Annotated in this window: 25 protein-coding genes and 2 tRNA genes; 14 read left to right on the top strand and 13 right to left on the bottom strand. The window is 53.4% G+C overall.

The annotated features are described in order from the left end of the window. Window positions 1-1,002: DNA helicase IV (gene helD, locus UC14_RS09430; RefSeq protein ID WP_112197602.1), on the top strand; the 1,002-nt coding region annotated here is incomplete at its 5' end. Between the two features lie 66 nt (window positions 1,003-1,068). Here helD and mgsA read toward each other — a convergent pair. Both mgsA and UC14_RS09420 read right to left on the bottom strand, forming a co-directional pair. Continuing rightward, window positions 1,069-1,530, bottom strand: a complete 462-nt coding sequence (mgsA, locus tag UC14_RS09425) for a methylglyoxal synthase (RefSeq protein ID WP_013574881.1) — start codon at window positions 1,528-1,530, stop codon at window positions 1,069-1,071. Window positions 1,531-1,649: 119 nt separating this feature from the next. Next, on the bottom strand, window positions 1,650-2,309 hold the full coding sequence (locus UC14_RS09420) for a DUF2057 family protein (protein ID WP_037035985.1): 660 nt from the start codon (window positions 2,307-2,309) through the stop codon (window positions 1,650-1,652). Window positions 2,310-2,497: 188 nt separating this feature from the next. Between UC14_RS09420 and UC14_RS09415 the strand changes: the two genes are divergently transcribed. After that, the gene (locus UC14_RS09415; RefSeq protein WP_013574883.1) at window positions 2,498-2,911 is read left to right on the top strand and encodes a CoA-binding protein; all 414 of its coding nucleotides are present in this window, start codon (window positions 2,498-2,500) and stop codon (window positions 2,909-2,911) included. Between the two features lie 82 nt (window positions 2,912-2,993). Here UC14_RS09415 and hspQ read toward each other — a convergent pair whose 3' ends face one another. Further along, window positions 2,994-3,311 carry a heat shock protein HspQ gene (hspQ, locus tag UC14_RS09410; RefSeq protein WP_013574884.1) on the bottom strand — a complete coding sequence of 106 codons (318 nt, stop codon included), beginning with the start codon at window positions 3,309-3,311 and terminating at the stop codon, window positions 2,994-2,996. A gap of 127 nt (window positions 3,312-3,438) precedes the next feature. Next, window positions 3,439-4,632, bottom strand: a complete 1,194-nt coding sequence (gene rlmI, locus UC14_RS09405) for a 23S rRNA (cytosine(1962)-C(5))-methyltransferase RlmI (RefSeq protein ID WP_015689626.1) — start codon at window positions 4,630-4,632, stop codon at window positions 3,439-3,441. Between the two features lie 98 nt (window positions 4,633-4,730). Here rlmI and yccX point away from each other — a divergent pair, with 98 nt between their 5' ends. Further along, the gene (gene yccX, locus UC14_RS09400; protein WP_013574886.1) at window positions 4,731-5,009 is read left to right on the top strand and encodes an acylphosphatase; all 279 of its coding nucleotides are present in this window, start codon (window positions 4,731-4,733) and stop codon (window positions 5,007-5,009) included. A gap of 6 nt (window positions 5,010-5,015) precedes the next feature. Here the strand turns inward: yccX and tusE are convergent, their stop codons facing one another. Then, entirely contained in the window at window positions 5,016-5,345 is a 330-nt protein-coding gene (gene tusE / locus UC14_RS09395; RefSeq protein ID WP_013574887.1) for a sulfurtransferase TusE, read from the bottom strand. Window positions 5,346-5,452: 107 nt separating this feature from the next. Further along, the gene (gene yccA, locus UC14_RS09390) at window positions 5,453-6,118 is read right to left on the bottom strand and encodes an FtsH protease modulator YccA (RefSeq protein WP_015689627.1); all 666 of its coding nucleotides are present in this window, start codon (window positions 6,116-6,118) and stop codon (window positions 5,453-5,455) included. Window positions 6,119-6,507: 389 nt separating this feature from the next. Between yccA and UC14_RS09385 the strand changes: the two genes are divergently transcribed. Next, window positions 6,508-6,595: transfer RNA gene (locus UC14_RS09385), tRNA-Ser, on the top strand. 195 nt (window positions 6,596-6,790) lie between these two features. Continuing rightward, a tRNA-Ser gene (locus UC14_RS09380) sits at window positions 6,791-6,878 on the top strand. Between the two features lie 80 nt (window positions 6,879-6,958). Here UC14_RS09380 and UC14_RS09375 read toward each other — a convergent pair. Beyond that, window positions 6,959-7,876 (bottom strand): AraC family transcriptional regulator, encoded by a 918-nt coding sequence (locus UC14_RS09375; RefSeq protein WP_013574889.1) that lies wholly within the window; start codon window positions 7,874-7,876, stop codon window positions 6,959-6,961. Between the two features lie 137 nt (window positions 7,877-8,013). Here UC14_RS09375 and UC14_RS09370 point away from each other — a divergent pair, with 137 nt between their 5' ends. From UC14_RS09370 to UC14_RS09350, 5 genes are all read left to right on the top strand, one after another. Beyond that, the gene (locus tag UC14_RS09370; protein ID WP_112197601.1) at window positions 8,014-8,904 is read left to right on the top strand and encodes an SDR family oxidoreductase; all 891 of its coding nucleotides are present in this window, start codon (window positions 8,014-8,016) and stop codon (window positions 8,902-8,904) included. A gap of 198 nt (window positions 8,905-9,102) precedes the next feature. Further along, window positions 9,103-10,191 carry an ABC transporter substrate-binding protein gene (locus UC14_RS09365; RefSeq protein WP_112197600.1) on the top strand — a complete coding sequence of 363 codons (1,089 nt, stop codon included), beginning with the start codon at window positions 9,103-9,105 and terminating at the stop codon, window positions 10,189-10,191. 87 nt (window positions 10,192-10,278) lie between these two features. Further along, on the top strand, window positions 10,279-12,048 hold the full coding sequence (locus tag UC14_RS09360; protein ID WP_013574892.1) for an iron ABC transporter permease: 1,770 nt from the start codon (window positions 10,279-10,281) through the stop codon (window positions 12,046-12,048). Continuing rightward, window positions 12,041-13,111 (top strand): ABC transporter ATP-binding protein, encoded by a 1,071-nt coding sequence (locus tag UC14_RS09355; RefSeq protein WP_013574893.1) that lies wholly within the window; start codon window positions 12,041-12,043, stop codon window positions 13,109-13,111. The genes UC14_RS09360 and UC14_RS09355 overlap by 8 nt, the downstream gene beginning before the upstream one ends. 97 nt (window positions 13,112-13,208) lie before the next feature. Further along, window positions 13,209-14,834, top strand: coding sequence for a methyl-accepting chemotaxis protein (locus tag UC14_RS09350; RefSeq protein WP_112197599.1), 1,626 nt, complete (start codon window positions 13,209-13,211; stop codon window positions 14,832-14,834). A gap of 7 nt (window positions 14,835-14,841) precedes the next feature. Here UC14_RS09350 and UC14_RS09345 read toward each other — a convergent pair whose 3' ends face one another. Further along, window positions 14,842-15,441, bottom strand: coding sequence for a cupin (locus UC14_RS09345; RefSeq protein ID WP_112151752.1), 600 nt, complete (start codon window positions 15,439-15,441; stop codon window positions 14,842-14,844). A gap of 241 nt (window positions 15,442-15,682) precedes the next feature. Here UC14_RS09345 and osmE point away from each other — a divergent pair, with 241 nt between their 5' ends. Then, window positions 15,683-16,015: an osmotically-inducible lipoprotein OsmE gene (gene osmE / locus UC14_RS09340; RefSeq protein ID WP_013574896.1), complete on the top strand. Its 333-nt coding sequence runs from the start codon at window positions 15,683-15,685 to the stop codon at window positions 16,013-16,015. Window positions 16,016-16,056: 41 nt separating this feature from the next. Here osmE and UC14_RS09335 read toward each other — a convergent pair whose 3' ends face one another. Further along, window positions 16,057-17,784, bottom strand: a complete 1,728-nt coding sequence (locus UC14_RS09335) for a potassium/proton antiporter (protein ID WP_013574897.1) — start codon at window positions 17,782-17,784, stop codon at window positions 16,057-16,059. Between the two features lie 194 nt (window positions 17,785-17,978). On the opposite strand from UC14_RS09335, the gene UC14_RS09330 reads away from it, so the two are divergent. Beyond that, entirely contained in the window at window positions 17,979-18,173 is a 195-nt protein-coding gene (locus tag UC14_RS09330) for a hypothetical protein (protein ID WP_037036572.1), read from the top strand. A gap of 50 nt (window positions 18,174-18,223) precedes the next feature. On the opposite strand, the gene UC14_RS09325 is transcribed toward UC14_RS09330, so the two are convergent. From UC14_RS09325 to puuD, 3 genes are read right to left on the bottom strand one after another with little or no spacing between them, the layout of a single operon-like run. After that, on the bottom strand, window positions 18,224-19,537 hold the full coding sequence (locus UC14_RS09325; protein ID WP_051931096.1) for an FAD-binding oxidoreductase: 1,314 nt from the start codon (window positions 19,535-19,537) through the stop codon (window positions 18,224-18,226). 50 nt (window positions 19,538-19,587) lie between these two features. Continuing rightward, a complete protein-coding gene (puuR, locus tag UC14_RS09320) occupies window positions 19,588-20,145 on the bottom strand; it encodes an HTH-type transcriptional regulator PuuR (protein ID WP_013574900.1) in 558 nt (185 codons plus the stop codon). Window positions 20,146-20,149: 4 nt separating this feature from the next. Continuing rightward, the gene (gene puuD / locus UC14_RS09315) at window positions 20,150-20,953 is read right to left on the bottom strand and encodes a gamma-glutamyl-gamma-aminobutyrate hydrolase (protein WP_015689631.1); all 804 of its coding nucleotides are present in this window, start codon (window positions 20,951-20,953) and stop codon (window positions 20,150-20,152) included. 373 nt (window positions 20,954-21,326) lie between these two features. Here puuD and UC14_RS09310 point away from each other — a divergent pair, with 373 nt between their 5' ends. After that, window positions 21,327-22,751, top strand: coding sequence for a glutamine synthetase family protein (locus UC14_RS09310; RefSeq protein WP_049804358.1), 1,425 nt, complete (start codon window positions 21,327-21,329; stop codon window positions 22,749-22,751). Between the two features lie 461 nt (window positions 22,752-23,212). Beyond that, complete coding sequence (locus UC14_RS09300; protein WP_013574904.1) at window positions 23,213-24,589, top strand: APC family permease; 1,377 nt, start codon at window positions 23,213-23,215, stop codon at window positions 24,587-24,589. Between the two features lie 325 nt (window positions 24,590-24,914). Here UC14_RS09300 and UC14_RS27060 read toward each other — a convergent pair. Further along, a partial coding sequence (locus tag UC14_RS27060; RefSeq protein WP_232829662.1) for a hypothetical protein occupies window positions 24,915-25,096 on the bottom strand: 182 nt, incomplete at its 5' end.

Raw genomic sequence — 25,096 nt, 5'->3', positions numbered from 1 at the left:
CTCGGAAGCCGCCTTGAACGCTGGCTCAGCCTGATGCGTATGCACGGTGGCAGTCAGGCGGAGATGATCGAAAGCGCGCCGGAAGACGTCAAAGATCTGTTTACAAAGCGTATTCGTCTGATGGCACCGCTGATGAAAGCCTGGAAAACGGCACTGAAAGAAGAGGGCGCAGTGGACTTTTCCGGGCTTATCCATCAGGCAGTCAATATTCTGGAAAAAGGGCGTTTTGTCAGCCCGTGGAAGCATATTCTGGTGGATGAATTCCAGGACATTTCCCCCCAGCGTGCACTGCTGCTTTCTGCCTTGCGTAAACTTAACAAACATACCAGTTTGTTTGCTGTGGGGGACGACTGGCAGGCGATTTACCGTTTCAGCGGTGCGGAGTTGTCCCTGACCACGGCGTTTGCTGACAATTTTGGCGAAGGAGCGCAATGCGCACTGGATACGACTTACCGGTTCAATGACCGCATCGGTGAAATTGCCAATAAGTTTGTGCAGCAAAACCCTTATCAGTTGAAGAAGCCGCTGAACAGTCTGACCAAAGGCAACAAGAAAAATGTCGTGATACTGCCTGAGGACCAGATGGAAAAATTGCTGGATAAACTTAGCGGCTATGTCACCGTTGATGAACATATTCTGGTGCTGGCGCGTTATCACCATCTTCGACCGCAAATTCTGGAGAAAGCCGCGACCCGCTGGCCAAAGCTTAATCTTGATTTCATGACGATTCATGCCAGTAAAGGACAACAGGCTGAATACGTGATTATCGTCGGATTGCATGATGGCAATGACGGTTTCCCTGCGCCCGCGCGGGAATCTTTGCTGGAGGAAGTGTTATTGCCTGAACCGGAAAACTTTCTGGATGCCGAAGAGCGGCGTTTATTGTATGTGGCGATGACGCGTGCGAAGCATCAGGTCTGGTTGCTGCAGGATAAAGAACGTCCTTCCGTCTTCGTAGAACAGCTTGAAGATATCGGTGTACTGGTCCAGCGAAAACCGTAGATAAGATCAATAAAAAGCCCGGCAATCGCCGGGCTTTTTACTTTTAAAAATCAGCCTATTGAATCATTATTCTTTCAGGCGTGACCACAGATAGCGCTGGTAGTCAGGAATAGTGATTTCGACTTCAGACTGGAACAACGGAGACTGGATCAGGAAGTCAGCAGTAGACAGATTGGTTGCCACCGGGATGTTCCATACGGTCGCCAGACGCAGCAGGGCTTTCACATCCGGATCATGCGGAACGGCGTTGAGCGGATCCCAGAGGAAAATCAGCATATCGATTTTGCCTTCGGCAATCAGCGCGCCCACTTGCTGGTCGCCGCCCATCGGCCCGCTTAGCATGCTTTTGACATTAATCCCGGTATTGCGCTGAACCAGGTTACCCGTCGTGCCGGTGGCATACAGGATATGCTGCGAAAGCTCAGCAACGTTTTTATCAACCCATTTCAGCAGGGTACTTTTGCAGTGGTCATGCGCGACCAGGGCTATATGTTTTTGTTTTGCGATCGTGCGGGTCGTGTATTCCATCTAATTCCCTTCAACGCGAAAGTAAAAGTGGATCACAGAATACTGAAACTCGGTTTTACTGCATAGCTCAGGGGGAATAATTCGCCGTTAAGAAGGAGGAATGCGTGATGCAGATTAAGTTATGACGCGCGTTCCTGATTATCCGGCAGTTTTAACCAGAGTAACAACCGCTCAAAGCCAGCATTCGCGGCCAGACGTGTCCACAACGGGTGAAGATAAACGATAGAAATTTGAGATGTTGCGTCGGTGGCTAACGCAGATTTTTTATCCGTGCTGCCTTTGGCGAATGAAGGAACCGCCGCACGTGCGCCCGACAAATTGTAAGTCATCATTAATTTCTCAGCGTCTGCAGTATGTCCGGGATTAAACATATTCAGGACGTCACGTTGCGTCGGTATCTGACGGCCTTGTTCATCAATGAGCTGATAATTCATCTGCTGGCTAAATTGTGTCGTTTCATTGTCGTTGCTCAGTTTTGGCAGAACGAAAGAAACGGAACGATTACTTTTAGCATTGAAGGTCACGATAAGGGCAGGCGAATGGTAGATTATCGGTGCCTGTTGAGTGACGGAACGGACATTTTTGCTGACCTGAAACAGAATCTGGTGCTGACCGCCATCGAGTTCAAGGCTGTCTGCGCCTTTAAGGATTGCGCCAGACATCTGTTTGCCATCGATTACCAGAACATCGACATCGGGGGACAATTTAAGTGAGGTCGCTGAAGCTGACACCATCAGGCTGAGACTCGCTAATGCGACCAGCGCATGACAGATTTTCATTCCTCTCTCCTCAGATACAACGTTGCTCATCCTCTATTATTCAGGAATGACGATTGTGTGTCAAAGTTTTACAAAATGTTTTAATTTCCCACCGACGTGATCCTGCAGCGGCTCTTTTTCACGTACAGACTGTCGAAATCGTCAGGCTGCGTTACACTTAATGCATACAGGCCAAAGGAGATAAACCCGTGCAAGACAATGATATCCGCAAGATTCTTGAAGAAGTGAAAACCATCGCGCTGGTGGGGGCCAGTGATAATCCCGGCCGACCAAGTTACGGCGTCATGGCGTATTTACTTTCTCAGGGCTTTGAGGTGATCCCGGTCAGTCCGAAGCTGGCGGGGCAGGAACTGCTCGGCCAGAAAGCTTATGGTTCTCTGGCAGAAATTCCCCATCCGGTAGATATGGTGGACGTGTTCCGTAATGCGGATGCCGCTTATGGCGTGGCGCAGGAAGCGATTGCGATTAAGGCGAACGTGCTGTGGCTGCAACTGGGCGTCATTAATGAACAGGCTGCTGTGCTGGCAAAAGAGGCTGGGCTGAAGGTGGTGATGGACCGCTGCCCGAAAATTGAAATTCCGCGACTGGGCATGGAAAAGTAAACGTCTGTGGATCCTGCCCGTAAAAAAACCGGCTACTGCGCCGGTTTTTATCTTTCATCTTGTCAGGAAAAAGCCATCATGCTCAGTTACGCAGTCGCGGTGCCTGTAACTGGTTACGGATTGAGGCTGCCAGGTCATCCAGCGAGGCTTGTTCAGGATGCGAACGTGCCGCTTCATGATCGATCTGAATTTCAGCCAGGTAAGTGTGAACCGGCTGACCTTCTTCATCTTCCATCACGACATGGTACCAGGGAGCGGTACGCATTGAATCATCAGCAACGACATCATTGACGTCAGGCTTATCGAGCGAATATTGTGCATCAACATCAATAACCACACCCAGATAACCTAACATTCTGTGGCGGACCTGCTGTCCGATACCGTATTTACTGGCAATCATAGTCACCTCCCAAAAATAATTCATTAATCTCTATATGGAGATAAAACGGGCTATTTCAAGTTTTGACCACGTAATCTGCTTAAAATTCGCGGGCGTGCCGCCGCAACAGCACACCGTGCTTATTTTGTCAGTTCATTACCAGGCAGGCGAACCCTTTCAGATATAGACCTTCAGGGTAAGCGCCGGTCACCGGATGGTCGGCTGCCTGACGGAACTGCTCGACGAACTGGATCTCACGACCGGCATCCAGCGCCGCATCAGCCAGAATTTTCTGGAATAAATCCGTTGGCAACAATCCGGAGCAGGAGAAACTCAGCAGAATCCCCCCCGGACGTAACAGTTGCAACGCCAGCATATTAATGTCTTTGTAACCACGGCAGGCGCTTGCCAGCTGGTTTTTGTTCTCAACGAATTTCGGCGGATCCATCACGATCATATCGAACTGCTGGCCTTCGGTGCGGTATTTGCGCAGGAGCTGGAACACGTCTTCACGCACGAATTCTGCTTTCGAGAGATCCAGTTTATTCAGTTCAACGTTCTGACGGGCCACGTCGAGCGCTGCCTGGGAGGTATCCACGTTGGTGACTTTTGTACAGCCGCCCATCAGCGCAGACACCGCGAAAGCGCCGGTATAAGAGAAACAGTTCAGAACGTTGCGGCCTGCGGCATAATTACGTGCGGCAAGGCGGCTGTCACGCTGGTCAAGGTAGAAACCGGTTTTGTGACCTTCTTTAATATCCACCAGCAGGCTCATTCCATGTTCCTGAATCGGCAACAAGGCAGGAGGCTCGTCGCCAAATACGTGTCCCTGAGCCAGTTCCAGCCCTTCTTTTTTACGCACGGCCACGTCGGAACGATCCCAGATTGCACATTCCGGATAGCAATGTTGCAGTGCAGCAATCAGCGGGGCACGCTGATATTCCGCACCGGCTGACAGCAATTGCAGCACCAGGAAATTCTGGAAGCGGTCGATAGTGATACCTGGCAGGCAGTCGGATTCCCCAGCAATCAGGCGGTAACCGTCCAGTCCGTCGCGCTTAGCGATATAATCGCGCCAGCTCTGCGCCTGTTGTAAACGGCGGATGAAGAACGCGATATCAATGTCTTCATCTTGTTTGAATGTCCAGACGCGCGCACGGATCTGCGAGGACGGCGAATAGGCGCCGCGCGCCAGCCATTTTCCCTGACTGTCTACAATATCTATAGTCTCGCCGGAATTGGCTTTACCTTCGATGCGCGAAACCGCGCCGGAAAACACCCACGGGTGGCGACGAAGAAGTGATTTTTCACGGCCTTTGGCCAGAATTAAACGTGCAGTCATAAAATTAGGTTCTGTCGGTTCGGAGACAAAAAAGAGCGACATTGTCCGGTCATGCAGGTCAAATTGCAACGAACCATACCGCTAACGGAGAGAATATTATGGCAACAGTCAGTATAGCCGCCTATGTGTACGGCATGGTGCAGGGCGTCGGTTTTCGTTTTGCGACCCAGCATCAGGCCACCGGTCTCGGTCTGACCGGTTACGCGAAAAATCTTGAGGATGGCAGCGTCGAAGTGGTGGCGTGCGGAGAGCAGGAGAAAGTAGATCAGTTGCTAGCCTGGCTAAAGCAGGGCGGGCCGAAACATGCACGCGTTGATCGCGTACTGAGTGAACCGACCGCGCCTGGCAATTACAGCGATTTTAAAATCAAATACTGAAATCTTTCACAAGCACTTCACCGGTTTCGGCAGGCCCGCAATTTTGGTTGCCTGTTTGGCCGGACCTTTCGGGAACAGCCGGAACAGATAGCGGCTGTTGCCTTTCTCTTCGCCATATTTCTGCGCCATTGCTTTCACCAGCATGCGTACGGCGGGAGAAGTATTGAATTCGAGGTAAAACTCGCGCACAAACCGCACGACTTCCCAGTGGGCGTCAGTCAGAACGATCCCTTCTTCTTCCGCCAGCAGCGGCGCCATGCCTTCCTGCCACTCCTGACTGTTTTTCAGGTAACCCTGAGCGTCGGTTTCAATAACCTGACCTTCAAACTCCAGCATACAACCTCAAACCTGTAAAAATGCGGCAGTTAGTTTAGCAAAAACGCCGGTCAGACAAAATAAAAAGCCCCGCACGCAGGCGGGGCTTCGATCCACTTCAGGCTTTATCAGTTACGTGATGACAGGCCCAGAATGCTCAGCAGGCTGACAAAAATGTTGTACAGCGAGACATACAGGCTGACGGTCGCCCGAATATAGTTGGTTTCGCCGCCATGAATAATATTGCTGGTTTCCCACAGGATTGCGCCTGCGGAGAACAAAATAAACAGGCAACTGATCGCCAGTGACAGCGCAGGAATTTGCAGGAACAGGTTAGCGATAACCGCCACCAGTAGCACCACAAAACCAGCCATCATCATCCCGGACAGGAACGACATATCTTTGCGCGTGGTCAGCACATAGGCTGAACAGCAGAAGAACACCAGCGCAGTGCCGCCCAGTGCCAGCATAATAATGTCACCGGCACCGACGGAAAGCAGCGAACTCAGCAGTGGCCCCAGCGTATACCCCATAAAACCGGTCAGCGCGAAGGCAGATAAAATACCCGCCGGGCTGTTGGCTGTGCGGTAGGTCAGGAACATCAGGCCATAGAAGCCAACGATGGTCAGCAGAAAACCGGGGGACGGCAATCTCAGAACCGTACTTGCTGTCGCCGTAATCGCGGATACGCCCAAAGTCAGTGCTAACAGGAAATAAGTATTACGCAGCACCCGGTGCGTGCTTAGCAACGAGCCAGCGCGTGATGATGACGAAGATGCAACGATACGATCCATGCGGTTCATAATAAAATTCTCACTTAAGCCCTTCATACTTTGTGTCGCAGATGCGTTGGCTTCGCCCGGTCACCCGAATCACTTACCTGTGTAAGCTCATCAGGACTCCCTCTCTTGCCGCCTTCCTGCGACCCAAATTATTTTGGGTATCTAATTGGAGTCGGTGAAAATACAAACAGGTTGCAGTGTAAGTAGTTGCGGTGCGTCATTAAAGACGTTTTACCCTTCTTTACCTGCCCGGAGCGGGGCACTGCGCGGTATCCTGACGTCAAAATCACCGAAATGATGCTTAAATCGCCGCTTGCGACCCGAATGCCTGTTTTTCAGGCAATCAGAACAGAATCAGGCTTTACAAGCGGATCGGCACTGTTTATAGTTCGCTTCGTTGCGGAGGGGTGGCCGAGCGGCTGAAGGCACCGGTCTTGAAAACCGGCGATGGGAAACCATTCGAGAGTTCGAATCTCTCCTCCTCCGCCATAAACAACACAAGAAAGCTGCTAAGCAATTAGCGGCTTTTTTTGTCTCTGTCATTTATGCCCGACTTTATGTACGCGGTTTAAATGCTCATAAAATCAACAAACTAGACTGAAAATAATATTTGCATCTTTTTTCCGGTCTTGTATACTACGCCCCGTACTGAACGACTGAGGTCGTAACGTACTTGTTGTTTACGGAGGGGTGGCCGAGCGGCTGAAGGCACCGGTCTTGAAAACCGGCGATGGGAAACCATTCGAGAGTTCGAATCTCTCCTCCTCCGCCATAAACAACACAATAAAGCTGCTAAGTGATTAGCGGCTTTTTTTGTATCTGAAATTCCCCCTTTGCCCCTCTACTTATTCTTCAGACGGCTTCTTTCTGCCCGTATTGCCTTGGCGAACATCCCAGTGTGCGTTTGAACGCCGTACTGAAAGCACTTTCTGATTCGTACCCAAGCGAAAGCGCCACGGCTGATACCGGTTCTTTAGTATTCGCCAGCCGGTCGCCAGCCAGCAACATCCGCCAGCGTGTCAGGTATTCCAGCGGCGCACTGCCCACAGCCTGTTTGAATTTTTGAGAAAATACAGAACGCGACATACCCGCCCGTTCTGCCAGCGTTTGCACCGTCCAGCGCTGCGCCGGGTTTTCATGCATTGCATTCAGCGCTTTGGATAACTGCTTATCGGCCAGTGCGGCAAACCAGCCGCTGGTTTCACCTTCCGGCGCGTTATCGACGTGCATCCGCAGCGCCTGTACCAGCATCATGTGCGCCATATGCTGCGCAATAAGCAACCCGCCGGGACGCTGGTCACGCAGTTCCTGCATCATCCGTTCAACCGCCCAGCGCAGGCTGGCTCTGTCGGATTCTTTTGAGATATGCACCACCGGCGGCAGCATCGCCAGCAGGGTAGAGGCGTTTGCGCCGCTGACCGCAAACCGGCTGCCGGTGAGGAAGAAATCCTGGCCGCCGTTACAGGAAACCGTTCCGCCATCCTGCGCCTGCTGGAAAATGGGCCCGGCATCGACGGACGGAAGGCTAAGATCGCTGGCCAGCCGGAACGGGCGTCCGCTGGGTAACACAAAGCAGTCTCCGGCTTTCAGATGCACTGCGCCTGGCACGGAATCGACTGCCAGCCAGCATTCACCGCGAATAATCGCGTTACATTTAATCGACTGATAATGGTCGGGAAATTGCACCGACCAGGCGCCTCCGGCTTCAAAACCTTTGGACATATAACTGCGCGGCTTCAGCAGTGATAACACATCAGAAAGAGGGTCCATCAGCGACTCCGGACGATTGCAAAGATAATGCGGACATTAGCGCATAGATCGTCTTTCCTCCAGCCCCTATATTTTATGACGTAAGTCCTGGGCTTTTGTAGCCACGACAGGTTTAGCCAACAACGGGGAAATTCGCAATGCGTGTATTTGTGACAGGTGCAACAGGTTTTGTCGGTTCTGCGGTGGTTCAGGAATTGCTGCGGGCCGGTCATCAGGTGCTGGGGCTGGCCCGTTCGGATGCCTCGGCGCAGGCGCTGACCGAAGCGGGTGCCGGTGTTCATCGCGGCAGTATTGAAGATCTTGAGAGCCTCGCATCCGGCGCCGCGCAGGCCGACGGGGTGATCCACACCGCGTTTATCCATGACTTTTCGAAGTTTCTGGAAAATTGTGAAAAAGACCGGCTGGCGATTGGCGCATTAGGCGCTGCGCTGAAGGGCACCCATAAACCGCTGATCGTCACCTCCGGCACGGCGCTGGTGAACAATGGCCGTCTGGCAACGGAAAATGATTTACCCGATCCGTACGGGCATAATCCTCGCGTGGCGTCCGATCTTGCCGTCGCTAAACTGGCAGAGCAGGGCGTGCGGGTGTCACTGGTGCGTCTCCCGCCATCGGTGCATGGCGCGGGCGATCATGGATTTGTGCCGCTGCTCATTGCGCTGGCGCGGGAAAAGGGGGAATCAGCGTATCCGGGGGATGGCGAAAACCGCTGGCCAGCGGTGAACCGTTTTGATGCCGCGCAAGTGTTTGTGCTGGCACTGGAGAAGGGCGCGCAGAATGCGATTTATCACGCGAATGCAGAAGAAGGTGTGCCATTCCGTGAGATTGCCACCCTCATCGGTAAGCACCTGAACCTGCCGGTGGTGAGTAAAAACGGGCCAGATCTGGCGGCACATTTTGGCTGGTTTACCCATTTTGCCTCGTTAAATAATCCGACCTCAAGTCAGATCACCCGCGATATTTTGGGCTGGAAACCCGTACATCAGGATTTACTGACCGATATTGATACCGCCGGATATTTTAAATAATCCCCGTTTTCTGTCCTTAAAAACAGGCCATTCAGAGGGCCTGTTTTGCGTTTTCCACCGTGGTTTTTATGGTGTTAATTGCTTAAAAAACGCCACGAATCACAAATCGGGAAGATAAAAACGTTACCCTATTGCCTGTCCGATGTTATGCGTTATGTTGATTTTTAGTTTCCCAAATGTAACTAGAGGTTAACAATAATGTCGAATAAATTACGTATCTCTCTGATTGCTCTGGCTGTAATGATGTCTTCCTCTGCAATGTCTGCATTACCTCAAGGCTACCCGGCTGACTATCAAAAAATCGTCGATGCGGCGACTAAAGAAGGCAAAGTCGTGGTCTATTCCACGACTGACACCAAAGCGGCAGGCTCGCTGATCCAGGGCTTCGAGGCGACGTATCCGGGTATCAAAGTCGAATACAACGACATGAACAGCACCGAGCTGTACAACCGTTATATCAGCGAACAGGCGGCGGGCGGCACCAGCGGCGACGTGGTCTGGAGTTCCTCGATGGATACCGCGCTGAAACTGGCGACCGACTACGCGCAGGAATATAAATCCCCTGAACAGGGGCAACTGCCAAAATGGGCAGTGTGGAAAGACAAAGCCTACGGCACGACGTATGAACCGGTAGTGTTTATCTATAACAAACGCCTGATCCCGGCCGGTGATGTGCCTGATTCCCATGCGGCACTGGCAAAACTGATCGCCAGCCAGACCGAAAAGTTCAACAAAAAAGTCACGACTTACGATATTGAGAAATCCGGTCTCGGCTTCATGCTGTCCGTACAGGATTTCAAAGCCGATCCGAATTATTTCAAAACGCTGGCTGATGTGGCCAAAGGCGGCTTAGCAGTGCAATCCTCTACCGGCACCATGATGGAACGTGTCTCTTCCGGCGAAAACCTGATCGGCTTTAACATCCTGGGTTCCTACGCCGAAGCCCGCGCTAAAACTGACCCGTCACTGGGGATTTCCTATCCGAAGGATTACACCCTGGTGCTTTCCCGCGTTTCCTTCATCAGTCAGGAATCGAAAAACAGCAACGCGGCCAAACTGTGGCTTGACTATGTCTTGTCCGAGAAGGGGCAGAGCATTCTGGCCAATCAGGCTGACATTCCCTCCATCCGTAACGATATCGAAGGCAAAAATGATATCGATGGTATGACCAAAATGCTGGGCAACGCGCTCAAACCCATCCCGGTGGATGAAACCCTGCTGGAATACCTGCAACAGAAAAAACGCCTGGATTACATCAAACAGTGGCGTACCGCTGCTGCCAAGTAGTGACATATTGAAGCGCGTCACTTTCCGCCGCGCTTCCTTTTTCCTGCCTGATTTCGCTCTCCTTGTTTCTAACCGAAGGGAAGTAACATGAATGCATTGCGCAGAAAGTGGCAGAGCCTGCCGCGCGGCATTGTGGTGTTGATAACGGCGCTGGTTATCTACATTCCGTTGTCGTTCATCGTGATACAAAGTTTCCTCTCCGCGCCGTTCTTTTCGCCGTCGAAAGAATGGAGCCTCGAATCCTTTGGATTCATCTTTACTGATCCGGATTTCTACAAGGCCCTGAAAAGCGGCTTTATTCTGGCCTTCGGGCTGGTGGTCATCGCCATCCCGCTTGGCGGTATTCTGGCGTTCCTGATGGTGCGTACGGATTTGCCGGGCAGACGCGTGATTGAACCGCTGATCCTGGTGCCGATTTTTGTGTCGCCGATGGTATTAGGTTTCGGTTACGTGGTGGCCGCCGGACCGGTCGGGTTCTTTTCACTGTGGGCACAGGCGATCCTCGGTTTCGTGCCGTGGAACATCTACGACATGTCGAGCATCGTGGTGATTGCCGGTCTGACGCACGTTCCTCACGCCTATCTGTATATCTCCTCGGCGTTGCGCAGCGTCGGGTCGGATGTTGAGGAAGCCGCGCGAACCGCAGGCGCCTCGCCGTTACAGGTGATGACGGCGGTCAGTCTGCCGATGGTGCGCCCGTCGATTCTGTACGCCACCGTTTTGCTGTTCTTCCTCGGGCTGGAAGTGTTCGGCCTGATGCTGGTACTGGGTGACCCGGAAGGCAACATGGTGCTGGCGACCTATCTTTATCAGCTGACCAACAAACTTGGTACGCCGTCTTATCATCTGATGGCTGCGGTTGCCGTGGTGCTGATTTGTATCACTATTCCGCTGGTGATGTTGCAGCGCCGCCTGATGCGTACCGCCAACCGCTTCGTGACGGTGAAAGGTAAAGCGTCGCAGGCGCGTGCTTTACCGCTTGGAAAATGGCGCTGGGTGGCCGGGGCTGTGGTGGCGTTCTGGCTGACGGTGACCATCGGCGTTCCGCTGATTGGTGTGATGCTGCGTGCATTTATCTCTAACTGGGGCGTCGGGGTTTCCATCTGGGATGAACTCTCGCTCAACACGTTCCGCACTATCTGGGAACAGCCGAACCTGCTGCGCGCTATCGTCAACTCGATGGCCATTGGCGTCATTGGCGGTGCGCTGGCAGTGGCCTGTTATCTGTTTATCGGTATTGCGATGCACCGTAAACCCGACGGCGTCACCCGTTTCCTTGATTACAGCGTACTGGTGCCGCGTGCGGTGCCGGGGCTGCTGGCCGGTCTGGCTTTCCTGTGGGTGTTCCTGTTCCTGCCGATGTGGCTCGATAACGCGCTCAAATCCGGCTGGCTTTCCGGCATGCCGTGGTCACAGTGGTTGCGCGATAACCTGGTGGTCTGGTTGCGATCGTTGCGCAGTACGATTTTCAGCGTCTGGCTGGCGTATACCGTGGTGTGGATGGCGTATGGTCTGCGGCTGATTTCCTCGACACTGTTGCAGGTCGGGCCGGAGTTGGAAGAGGCGGCGCGCAGTACCGGGGCGACCCGCGGGCAGATCACCCGTCACGTTACCATTCCGCTGTCGCGTTACGGCCTGATTGGCTCGTGGCTGCTGATGTTCCTGATTTTCGAGCGTGAATATTCCACCGGTGTCTATCTTCTTTCGCCGGGTACGGAAACCATCGGCTCGATGCTGGTTTCCCTGTGGGCGGCGGGCGCCATTGATATTGTTGCCGCGCTCTCCTTTATTAACATCCTGCTGGTGGTGTTAGGTCTGGGTATTGCCCTTCGTTTCGGAGTGAAATTACATGATTGAATTATCTGTCGACAATCTGCACCTGACTTATGGTGATAATCCGGTGCTGAAGGGCGTTTCCATGGATCTGAAACGCGGCGAAGTGGTGTCATTGCTCGGGCCTTCCGGCAGCGGAAAAACCACCTTGCTGCGTGCTGTCGCCGGGCTGGAAAAGCCGGTGAAAGGCACTATCGTCATTGGCAAAAACAAAGTTTATGACGGCACACCGCGCAGCGAAATTCCGGCCGAAGAGCGCAATCTCGGGCTGGTGTTTCAGTCTTACGCCCTGTGGCCGCATAAAACCGTGTTTGAGAACGTGGCGTATCCGCTGAAATTACGTAAGGTTTCGGCGGGTGAAATTACCCGGCGCGTACAGGATGTGCTGAATCAGCTGGGCCTCGGGCATCTGGGCAAGCGCCACCCGCATCAGCTTTCCGGCGGCCAGCAGCAGCGCGTGGCGATTGGCCGTGCGCTGGTCTACAACCCGCCGGTGATTTTGCTCGATGAGCCGCTGTCAAACCTGGATGCCAAACTGCGTGAAGAGGCGCGGGTGTTCCTGCGCGAACTGATCATTAAACTCGGACTGTCGGCGCTGATGGTGACGCATGACCAGAATGAAGCGATGGCGATTTCTGACCGTATTCTTTTGCTCAACAACGGCAAAATTGAACAGCAGGGTACGCCGCAGGAAATGTACGGTTCGCCGAAAACCCTGTTTACCGCAGAATTTATGGGCAGCAACAATCGTCTGCACGGCAAGGTCACCGAAGTGCGTGAGGGTAAAGCGCGTATCGAAGGCAGCGACTGGGTGCTGTGGGGGCTGGCGGGTGAGGGGGTGCAGGCCGGGCAAGAAGGGACGGCGGTGATCCGCGTCGAACGCGTGGTGCTGGCCGACGGGCCGGGCGAGAATCAGCTGGAATTACCGCTTCTGACCAGCATGTATCTCGGTGACCGCTGGGAATATCTGTTCCGCACAACCGGTGATGATTTTGTGATCCGAGCTTACGGCACCGATGTGCGCGACCCGCAGCATTGCCGTCTGGCACTTCCCGAAAACCATGTGTGGATCTTCCCGAAACAATAAGTAATCGCAGGGAGCGGTTCAGCGCCGCTCCCTGAAATACTTCTGTCATTTCCCGCGAGTAAAATTCTGTTTCTTCTCTAAATAATGCAGAATAATCATGAATTTAACTTCTCGTTCACTTATTGGTAAAATGCCATTCAACAGATTGTTTCGATCGGGTTTCATCAAACGTCCACGGGGGATCCTTTTCGGGGTAATTTGCGTTATCGCCCTGTTTTCTGCTTTGCAAATCTTCTCCACCGTGGTGCTCACCAAAATCCTGCAGGATGCACATAACAACGTTATTGCGACCGAAAGTCTGCGTCAGCAGCAAGCCGTCATGGATAAAGCCCGTATGGAACTGCTGATGGCCAGCGACAAACTGAACCGTGCCGGTATTTATTACATGCAGGATAAAGAAACCGGCTCGGTCGGGAGCTGGAACAGCCTGATGGAAGAATCGCTGGGTTCGCTTGCCGCGTCGCAAAAAGCGTTTGCACAATTCGAAGGTATGACGAAAAACGCCGATACGGCTGCCACCGAGCTGAAATCCAGCTATCAGATGTTCTACGACGGCTTGCGGGAACAGGCGAACGGTCTGCAAAAGAACAACAATATCGATTCCTTCTTTGAAGTGCCGATCCAGGCGTTTCAGGATGACTTCAGCCAGAAATATTATGCTTATCTGGCGGTTAATGAGCACACAGCGGTGTCCCTGAGCGACCGCTTACTCAATGCGCTGACGCAGGCGAAAACGCTGTTTATGGGCGCGCTGGTCATTCTGGCGGTGATTGCGGTGCTGGTCTGGCGCGGTGTGTCTGCGTGGATTATCCGTCCGTTGCAACGCATGATCGGGCACATCAGCGTGCTGGCTGCCGGGGATTTATCGCGCGATGTCGAAGATGACCACGCGCGGGTGATTGAAGTCCGCGAGCTGGGTGTCAGCCTGCGCAACATGCAGCACGGCCTGCAAAAACTGGTCAGTGAAGTGCGCGATGCCTCCTCGCATATCATGATCAATATCAATCAGATGGCAAAGGGTAACGAGGAATTATCGGCACAGGCCGCCATTCAGAGCGAAGAACTCAGCGCTGCCACTGAACACATCACCCATCTTAATGAACGTGTGAAAGAAAACGCCGCCTATGCGTTGCAGGCCAGTCAACGCGCCGAGCAGGCGAAAGGCGTGGCGACGCGCGGCGGGGAAGTGATGGGGCAGGTGGATACCGCGATGAAAGAGATTGTCAGCCAGTCTTCAGAAATGAGCAGTATTGTCTCGATGATCGACAGCGTGGCGTTTCAGACCAATATTCTGGCGCTGAATGCGGCGATTGAAGCGGCGCATGCCGGGCAGCACGGACGCGGGTTTGCTGTGGTGGCGAAAGAAATCGGTCTGCTGGCGCAAAAGAGCAGCCATTCGACGCGCGGCATTCACCAGCTGATTGATGAGTCCGTGCAGCAAATTGATCGCGGTTCGGCATCCGTTACGGTGCTGGGGCAAAGTCTGGAAGAGATTATTCATATCTTCAACGGCCTGAGCACGTTAGTCAGTGAGATTTCGACAGCGACGTTGTATCAGGGGCAAAGTGTTCACGATGTCTCCGAACGCATTACCGCGCTTAATCATGTGACGCTGCAAAACGGCAAACTGGCGGATCATGCGGCGGCATCTTCCCAGCAGTTGCTGGACCAGTCGCAGCGTCTGGAAAAAGCTGTGGCGCGGTTTGCCCTGACCGCCGCGTGATGCCCGGTTATTTCTGATGCCACACCAGCATGCTGCCTTCGCTGTGTCCGGTCACCGGATCCGTCGCGGGCAGCGGGACGGCGTTCACCGCTTTGGTGCGAGCCGCCAGTTGCGGCAATTCGTCATGGCATAAATCGGCTTTGATGCCCGGCGGATACGCGCCGACCAGCATAAAATCGTCATCGGCAGAAATCTGTTTATGGCCGATTCCGGCCGGAAGCAGTAACACATCGCCGACTTTCACTTCGATAATATTGCCGTGCTCGCCGCCCAGTTGCAGCTTCGCCGTACCGGCAAAAACACCCAGCACTTCAGGTGTGTTGGAATGAAAATGCGTAAAGGTATAGACGGGATAACGCCACTGCGGCGGCCAGCCGTTGGCGCGGAAAAGGTGTTCGAGATAGTCGGCATTATCGGGGGTATCAGGCGGAATGACGCGGTGATAAATCAGCACCGGTAACGTATTATTCGGCACACCGCCGTCGGGTTTATCAATCCGCAGAGTATCCATGGCAACCTCCCGGGGAGTCGCGAAGCCCGTTTGGGGTATGGGCATCAGGGCTATAACACCCAGCAAAGTCACAAACCGGCGTCGATCCAAATGCATCAGTAATAGCTCCTTGTCGAGCAATCAATGGCTTACCTCTTTCATGTATAGATCAAAAAGCCCTGAATATCTTCTTTTTGCACACATAAAAATGCATGTCAGGCCGCGCTAAAAATCTCCATTCCGGTTATCAGAAAAAACTTAAAATATGGTGCAATTAATAAATAGAAGTCATATCGGCTGGCTAAATCCCTTATGTCTTCTATGCTTAACAATACAAAAATACTCAGGAGGAGAAGTTATGAACAAGAAAATGTTACTTGTGGTTGCTACAGCAGTTTCGGTTCTGGCAGGGTGTCAGACTTATGACCGTGCGGCGAGTTACGTTAAAGAACCGGTAGTCAGCGATGTGAAAGTCGGGATGACGAAATCGCAGGTTCGTGCCATTGCAGGACCACCGTCAACGGAAGCGACGCTGATCCACGCCAAAGGGACTTGTCAGACTTATGCGGTCGCCCCGCGTGATGGTAAAGCACAGACCTACTTCGTCAGCTTTAACGACACCGGTCATGTCATGAACAAAGGTTATCAGTCCTGTTCAGACTACGACAAAGACCCGCAGGCTGCTCAGTAATACGTTTTCCTTCCCCTCGTGAGAGGGGAAGGAGCCGGAATTTAAGCCTTCTGCGTCACAATCCTCACGCCGACTTTACTCACCCGATTTCCTTCCATTTCCGCAATCGTCCACGTCAGTCCGTCCCATTCGATATGGTCACCGATCACCGGTTCGCCTCCGAGCAGCTTAATGACGAAATGTCCCAGGGTTTGCGACTGATCCACGGTGTCTTCCAGATTCAGGCCATACAGCTGGGAAATTGCATCCAGCGGGGCATCGGCCTGCAGAATGAAATCACCAAAGAAACGATCATCAAGCACCACTTTATTGCTGTCGCTGAACAATTTACCCAATTCCGGTAAATCTTTTTCCTGTCCGATGACACACAGAATATCGCCTTCCTTCAGCCGCGTACTGCCGGTCGGATGCAGCATCTCTTTGCCACGGAACAGCGCTGCAATCCGTGTCGCCTGCGGCATTTGCAGATCACGCAGTGCCGCGCCGACGCACCATTTATCGGAGCCGAGCTGATACACGAACTGTTCCCAGTCGTTATACACATCGATATCCAGACCGACGCGGGAAATCGGCGTCGGTTGCGGCGGCACCAGCACTTTGGCTTTTTTGGCCGCAAAGCCTAATGACGTCCCCTGAAGCAGCAAGGAGACCAGCACGATAAAGAAGGCGACATTAAAATACAGCGTGGCATTAGGCAGTCCGGCCATCATCGGGAATACCGCCAGAATGATCGGTACCGCACCGCGCAGGCCAACCCACGAGATAAAGAAGCGTTCGCGCAGGGTAAAGTTTTTGAACGGGATCAGGCTGACAAACACCGACAGCGGACGTGCCAGCAGGATCATCCACAATGACAGCGCCAGCGCCGCGATGGCAATCGGCAACAGATCGCTGGGCGTCAGCAGCAAACCGAGCACCAGGAACATACCAATCTGGCTGAGCCATGCCAGCCCGTCGAAGGTTTGCAAAATACCGTGACGGTTGCGGATCGGCATATTGCCGAGCATCAGGCCGCACAGATACACCGCCAGAATGCCGCTGCCTTCCAGTGACATGGTTGCCGCGTACACCAGCAAACCACCGCTGAACGCCAGCAGCGGATACAGCCCGGCCGCCAGCGTAATCTTATTAATCAGCTTGTGCAGCAGCCAGCCGCCGCCGACACCAAACACAATGCCGAGGCCAAACTGGCGCACCACATCCACCACAAACATCAGGCTCAGGCCGTGTTCACCTTTGGAAATCATGTCGATCAGGGTGATGGTCAGGAATACCGCCATCGGGTCGTTGCTGCCGGATTCAATTTCCAGCGTGGCGCTGACACGTTCGTTCAGACCTTTACCGCCAATCAGCGAGAAGACGGCTGCCGCATCGGTTGAACCGATAATCGCGCCAATCAGTAAACCCTGCATCAGGTTGATATTGAATAACCACGCGGCGGCCAGCCCGGTCAGACCGGCGGTAATCAGAACGCCGACCGTCGCCAGCGACAGCGCGGGCCACAGGGCCACACGAAAGGAAGAGGCGCGGGTACGCATGCCGCCGTCGAGCAAAATCACCGCCAGCGCCAGGTTGCTGACCAGATAGGCGGCGGGGTAATTATCAAACGCAATACCACCAATTCCGTCGATGCCTGCCAGCATGCCGATCGCCAGAAAAATGACTAAAATAGGGATGCCAAGCTTAGAAGAGAACGAACTGAGCAAAATGCTCGCTGCGACTAACAGGGCGCCAATAAAGAAAAGAGTATTAATCGTGCTGGCGTCCAAGAGCGTTCTCCTTGTAAGGCATGAGTGGTGCGGGGGCGTGCGGTGTCGTCATCAGTGACAATACCTCTAATTTATCAGGAAAATGAGCGCGTTGCTGAGGTCATTTAGGATTTTTATTAGTTGCACTTAAGAATAAAAAACTATGCTTAAAGATGAGCGATGTCTACGTGCAGTTCATCAAAAAGGAAACCACAATGAGTGAATTTACCGGTGTACACCGTGAGGTGATGAAAGATGGCGCGATCAAACATGTGCTTATCCGCGACGCACAAGGCAATGAACAGTCGATTGCGGCAAAAGATTACATTTCGCAAGGGATCGAGCCAGATCTGAATGAGTTGCCCGAAGTCGGCACTGACAGCGAATTTCCGGTGGCGGGTAAAGGCTGACACAGGGATTTCCCCGCAGTTAAACTGCGGGGCTTTGCAGGATGAAAGGATTACACGCCCAGGCGGTCGCGCAGGGAATAATACGCCGCGCCCAGCATGGTAAATGGCACCTGGAAATTGCGGCCACCGAAGAACGGCATATGCGGTAAACGGGCGAACGCATCAAAACGTTCGGCGTCTCCGCGCAGCATTTCGGTGATGAGTTTCCCGGCCAGATGCGTCAGCGTCACGCCATGCCCGCTGTCACCCTGCATGTAATAGATGTTATTTTCCAGCCGGCCAAATTGCGGCAGGCGCGATAACGTCAGCAGGAAATTGCCGCCCCAGCGGTAATCAATCTTGACGCCTTTAAGCTGCGGAAAGGTGCGGTTAAGTTTGGGCAGGATCACCGAATCGATATTCGGCGGATTTTTACCGCCGTAGGTCACACCGCCGCCGTACAGCATCCGGTTGTCAGCGGTGAGACGGAAATAATCGAGCAGATAATTGCAGTCTTCCACGCAGTAATTGTTGGGCAACAGTGAGAGTGCCATGTCATCCGACAGCGGTTCTGTGGCGACAATCTGCGAGCCACACGGCATGCTGAGACGCGTGAGGCGCGGCGCAAGCTGCTGACTCAGATAGGCGTTGCCCGCCAGAATCACATATTTGGCGCTGACCTGACCTTTGGCCGTGTGCACTAACGCCGGTTCGCCGTGGTCAATGCGCGTGACTGCCGATCCTTCAAATATACGCCCACCATGACGCCGCACCGCTTCGGCTTCGCCCAGCACCAGATTCAGCGGATGAAGGTGGCCGCCATTTTTATCCAGCAGCCCGCCGACGTAACGGTCGGTGGCGATTTCGCGCCGCACGGCGGTTTCATCCAGCAGGGTCAGTTCAGTATGGCCGTAACGGTTCCACAGCTTTTGCTGGTCGCGCAGTTTCGAAAGCTGGCGTGCACTCAGCGCGGCAAAAATACAGCCGGGGCGATAGTCACAGTCGATGGCATACTGATCGATGCGCTGACGGATGATGTTCGCCCCTTCAAACATCATGCTGCCGAGCATATCAGCGGTCTGCCGTCCGTAGCGGTCTTCAATCACATCAATATCGCGGCTGTAAGAGTTGACCACCTGCCCGCCGTTACGCCCGCTGGCGCCCCAGCCGACCCGTGCGGCCTCAAGCACCACCACATCGTAACCGGCCTCACACAGATATAAAGCAGAAGAAATGCCGGTAAAACCGGCACCGACAATGCAGACATCGCACTCAATATTGTCTGTCAGTTCCGGCCACGGGGCGTGGTCGTTGACAGAACCGGCGTAATAGCTGTCGGTGTGCGGCACACCGGCAGCGCGGGGACTTCCTGTTTGAGCAGTCATGATGACATCCTTCTTCGGGTTCCCGTTGCCACGCCCGGAGCCGATGACAACTAGAAGGTATTAGGGGTATGCGCGCTGACAATCCTGCAAATCCGCGTCGAAATATTACTGAAACTATGAGGGTTCGCGGTGTTAATGGCATAACTTTGCCCCGCACGCAGCGGGTAACTCTGACCGTTGACGGTTAAGATGATTTCTCCTTCTAACAGGGTGCCGACTTCCTCACCCTGATGTTTGATTTTGTCACCTGTGGTGCTGCCGGGCTGATAGGTTTCCAGCAACATGGCAACGGTATGGTTTGGCGTGCCGTTGTGGACCATGCGCATGGACACGCCGCGGCTGCCGATTTCAATTAAATCCGCCGCATTAATCACGATACGCGGCGCGTTACTTTTATGTTCTTCGGCGAAAAACTCCGAAAGTGACAGCCCGTAAACCCGCAATAACTTTTGCAACGTACTGACGGCGGGGCTGACTTTATCCTGTTCGATGGTGCTGATGGCGCTGTGTGTCAGGCCAGACAACTCGGCGGCTTTGCGCTGTGACATTCCGAGTTGCTGGCGAATTTCAGAAAGCCGGCGACCAGGCGCCAGACTGACTTCGCTCATCCGTTTATTCCTCTCGTGCGCTCCGGGCCTGATGGCCCTTGCGACAGGCAGCGATAAAAGCGTTAAACAGCTGACGCGACACCGGGTCGGTCAGACTGTGCCATTCCGGATGCCACTGCACACCAAGGGCAAACGGATGATTGCGGACACTCACGGCTTCCACCAGATTGTCCGGTGCGCGTGCTTCCACGGTCAGTATGTCACCCAGACGGTTGGCCCCCTGACCGTGAAGGGAGTTCACCTGAAACTGCTGATAATCGGGTAATAATTCCGAAAGTAAGCCGCCCGGTTCGATATGTACCGGATGCACGAGATCATACTGATTGTCGTGCGGCAAGGTGGTGTCTTCGCGGTGATCCATATAGCCCGGCACGTCCTGCACTTTACGGTGCAAACTGCCGCCGGTGGCAACCACCAGTTCCTGCAATCCGCGACAGGCGGCGAACAACGGGATTTTTTTATCCAGCGTCGCGCGGATCAACTGCAAACTCAGGCGGTCACGGCCGGGATCGGCCTGCTCCTCGACACCTTCTTCACCGTACTGATGAGGCTCAATATTGCTGGGGCTGCCGGTGAGGAAGATGCCGTCGAGACCGCGCAGAATCTGGTCTATCGCGCCTTCGCGCGCTGCCAGTTCATGTGGCAGACAAACGGGAAGGGCATCGGCGTTGAAAATGGCGTCCAGATACTTTTCGTGGACAGTCAGGGCAGGATTTTCATCAACGATGTTTTTACACATGACTACCCCAATGACCGGTCTGTAGCGCGTCTCTTTTCCCGCAGATGCCGTGGAAAATATATTGCCCATAATACCGCCTCGTTGAGTAGATGAATTGGCTGACAGTACGTGCCTCCCCGCACGTTACTGCTCAGAATATTGACCTTATATTGACCAATTTAGCAGCGCTCAGGTCGCTTTTCAAACTGATATGTTGCGATAATGTACATGTTGCAAATAATTAATGTTAAGGCTAGGGTTAATGATATGGCCGTTATTTTGAGCAATAAACGGTTTGAGCATAAAAGAGCTTTGAGTAAAAAACTGAGAGGATCCCCACTCCATGAGAGCACAGCGTTGAACAAAGTGATGACCCGGTAAAGATAACCGGCTGGCACCCTGTTGGAGCCTGATATGCCGGAAACCAGCAAATGGCGGAAAACCTATGCAAGCGACTGAACTGATGAATGAAATTAAGAAAGAGATTAGCGGGACCGAGCCCCTCGCTAAGCACGTTGAAGAGCGAAGTAGCGCGTTCCAGGATGAAGTATCCCAATACCTGGAGCGTCACCCGCAAACCCTTCACGTCGACGTCCTGCTCACCGATCTCAATGGCTCCTTCCGCGGCAAACGCGTTCCCGTCTCAGCACTCCGTAAACTCGAAAAAGGTTGTTATTTCCCGGCATCGGTCTTCGCCATGGACATTCTCGGTAATGTTGTGGAAGAAGCCGGACTAGGCCAGGAACTGGGCGAACCCGACCGCACCTGTGTGCCGGTTCCCGGAACCTTAACGCCATCGGCTTCCGACCCTGAACATACCGGCCAGTTGCTTCTGACCATGCTTGACGAAGATGGCACTCCCTTTAACGTTGAACCACGCAATGTGCTTAATCATATCTGGCAAACATTGCGCCAGCGGGGCCTGTTCCCGGTGGTAGCGGTAGAGCTGGAGTTCTATCTGCTCGACAGGCAGCGTGATGCGGAAGGCTATATTCAGCCACCCTGCACCCCGGGGACGCAGGAACGCAGCATGCATACTCAGGTTTACTCCGTCGATAATCTCGATCACTTTGCGGATGTGCTCAGTGACATTGATCGTCTGGCGCACATTCAGGGGTTACCTGCGGATGGCGCGGTGGCGGAATCCTCACCGGGCCAGTTCGAAATCAATCTGCACCACAGCGAAAATATTCTGCGCGCCTGTGATTACGCCCTGATGCTCAAACGTCTGGTGCGTCTGGTGGCGGAAAATCACGATATGGACGCCACCTTTATGGCGAAACCTTACGATGAATATGCGGGCAGCGGGATGCACATCCATCTCAGCGTGCTCGACGACAACGGTAAAAACCTGTTTGCCAATGCCAGTGGCGAAGATTCTGAACTGATGAAACGCGCGCTCGCTGGCATGATTGCACTGATGCCGGCCTCTATGGCGGTGCTGGCGCCAAACGTCAATTCCTTCCGCCGCTTCCAGCCGGGCATGTATGTGCCGACGCAGGCGTCGTGGGGGCACAATAACCGTACCGTTGCCCTGCGTGTTCCTTGCAGCGGAACCGCCGATCACCGCGTGGAATATCGCGTGGCCGGTGCCGATGCTAACCCGTATTTAGTGGTCGCCACCGTACTGGCGGGCATGCTGTATGGTCTGGACAACGATTTGCCGTTACCCGAACCGGTCACCGGTAACGGTCTGGAACAGGAAGGTATTCCGCTGCCTATCCGCCAGAGCGATGCGCTGTATGATTTTGACGATCAGCCCGCGCTGAAGAAAATCCTCGGCGAACGTTTCTCACACGTCTATCACACCTGTAAATCCGATGAACTGTTGCAGTTCGAGAGAAGGGTGACGGAAACGGAGATAGACTGGATGCTCCGCAACGCGTAGCACGGTTAACGAATACGCGCATTATGTTCAATACTGGAAAAGAATTTGTAACGCAACGCCTGTGAATGTTGTCATTCATGCGTGATTTGTGCAAAATACGCCGCACTGCAGATAACCGACGCTTAAAGGCGCCGGTTATTTTTTTTGTATATGCAGTACCCAAACTAATTCAACAGAGGCCGGACCCAGATCCGGATAGATAACAAGGTTCGTGTGCGATCCCAAATTAAAAACGGTCGCCACTATGAGGAAATGTAATATGGGGCAATACTTCAAACCTGTACCGGTGCCTGCCGGTGCTTCTGTCAGCTGCGGTCACATTCGCACAGCCTTCACCTCCGCGTTCAGCGACGTGAAGATCTACCCCCCGTTTACTGGTAATAACTCCCGAAGTTTTCCCTGTACGTTGCTTTCAGAGGCGTTTAAGCGCCCGGTGTCTGCAATCCAGGGAGGGCTGAACCATGTCTGCTAATGCATCTGCCGCTCCGGCCACTCAGCGTGTACAACTGCGTAAAACCCTGACACTGGTTCAGGTTGTCATGATGGGGCTTGCCTATCTGCAACCGATGACCATTTTCGATACGTTCGGCATTGTTTCCGGCCTGACCGATGGTCACGTCGCGACAGCGTACATCTTCGCGCTGATCGCCGTTCTGTTTACTGCCGTGAGCTACGGCAAACTGGTGCAGCGTTTCCCGTCTGCCGGTTCTGCTTACACTTACGCGCAAAAAGCTATCAGCCCGCACGTCGGCTTTATGGTCGGCTGGTCATCACTGCTGGACTACCTGTTCATGCCGATGATCAACATCCTGCTGGCGAAAATCTATCTGGAAGCCATTTTCCCTGGCGTGCCGTCATGGATATTTGTGGTGGCGCTGGTCGGCATGATGACCGCCTTCAACCTGCGCGGCATCAAGATTGTGGCGAACCTGAACAGCATTATCGTTGTGGTGCAGGTGGCGATCATGGTGGTGTTCCTGGGTCTGTTAGTGCGTGGCGTTTATATGGGCGAGGGGATGGGTACGCTGGCAACCACTAAGCCATTCTTCAGTGAAAATGCGCATGTAGTGCCGATGATTACCGGTGCGACCATTCTGTGCTTCTCATTTCTGGGCTTTGACGGTATCAGTTCACTGTCTGAAGAAACGCCAAACGCGGGCAAAGTCATTCCGAAAGCGATTTTCCTGACCGCGCTGATTGGCGGCATCATCTTCGTGGTGGTGTCTTACTTCCTGCAACTGTATTTCCCGGACATCTCGCGCTTTAAAGATCCGGACGCGTCTCAGCCTGAAATCATGCTGTACGTGGCAGGTAAGTTCTTCCAGTCCGTCATTCTGTGCTTCAGTTGTGTAACCGTTCTGGCATCAGGCATGGCCGCACATGCGGGTGTTTCCCGTCTGCTGTACGTGATGGGCCGTGATGGCGTGTTCCCGGAAAAACTGTTCGGTTATGTGCATCCGAAATGGCGTACCCCGACGTTCAACGTATTGCTGGTCGGTGTTGTGGCGATGTCTGCGATAACCTTTGATCTGGTGACAGCGACCGCGCTGATTAACTTCGGTGCGCTGGTGGCGTTCACCTTCGTGAACCTGTCGGTAATTTCACAGTTCTACATCCGTGAAAAACGTAACCGCACGCTGAAAGATCACATCAGTTACCTGATCCTGCCGGTGATTGGTGCGCTGACCGTCGGTGCGTTGTGGCTGAATCTGGAATCGAGTTCGATGACTCTGGGCTTAGTCTGGGGCGCGATTGGCCTCGGGTATCTGGCGTTCATCACCAATGCGTTTCGTAAGCAGCCTCCGCAGATGAGCGGGGAGATAGCGCCGGAAGCGTAATTTTTGCCCTTTGAAAAGGGCAGGAAACTTTCTTTGCAGAAAGGCCGCTGCAATGGCGGCTCTACTTTGCAGAGGTTGCTGTGATTGCGACTTTTCAAATCTGATCGAGAATATTTCGGTTTCTCACGAACGGTGATTATTGAATGTGTCGCGCCGAAACCGAACAAAGGGGGAAGTGCTTTCCCCCTTTGCATTCCCCCCGCTTTTTTCAACACGCGCTACCGCAGGCACGACGGACATATTTCCCGGCAACAGTGAGTGGCGTAAAATGTCATCGCTTCGCGATTCCCTCATTTCAGGTGTCGAGCCTTGGGTCTCGAACCGTTCATTCGGTGCCATTTTTGATCACGCCAATACACTTTTCTAAAAGATGAAAAACAATCCGACTTTGAATTTGAGATCGTGCGGGCGGTTCAGAAATCTTGCTGAACGGAGCGGCTTCGAGACCTGTGGCTCGAAGACCGAGAGAAGGAACCGCGCAGCGGCAAGATTTCCAGCCTGTCGCTG

This window comes from Rahnella sp. NRRL B-41462 (assembly GCF_003263525.1).
Classification (GTDB): Bacteria; Pseudomonadota; Gammaproteobacteria; order Enterobacterales; family Enterobacteriaceae; genus Rahnella; species Rahnella aceris.
This window is presented reverse-complemented; position numbering and strand designations above follow the sequence as displayed.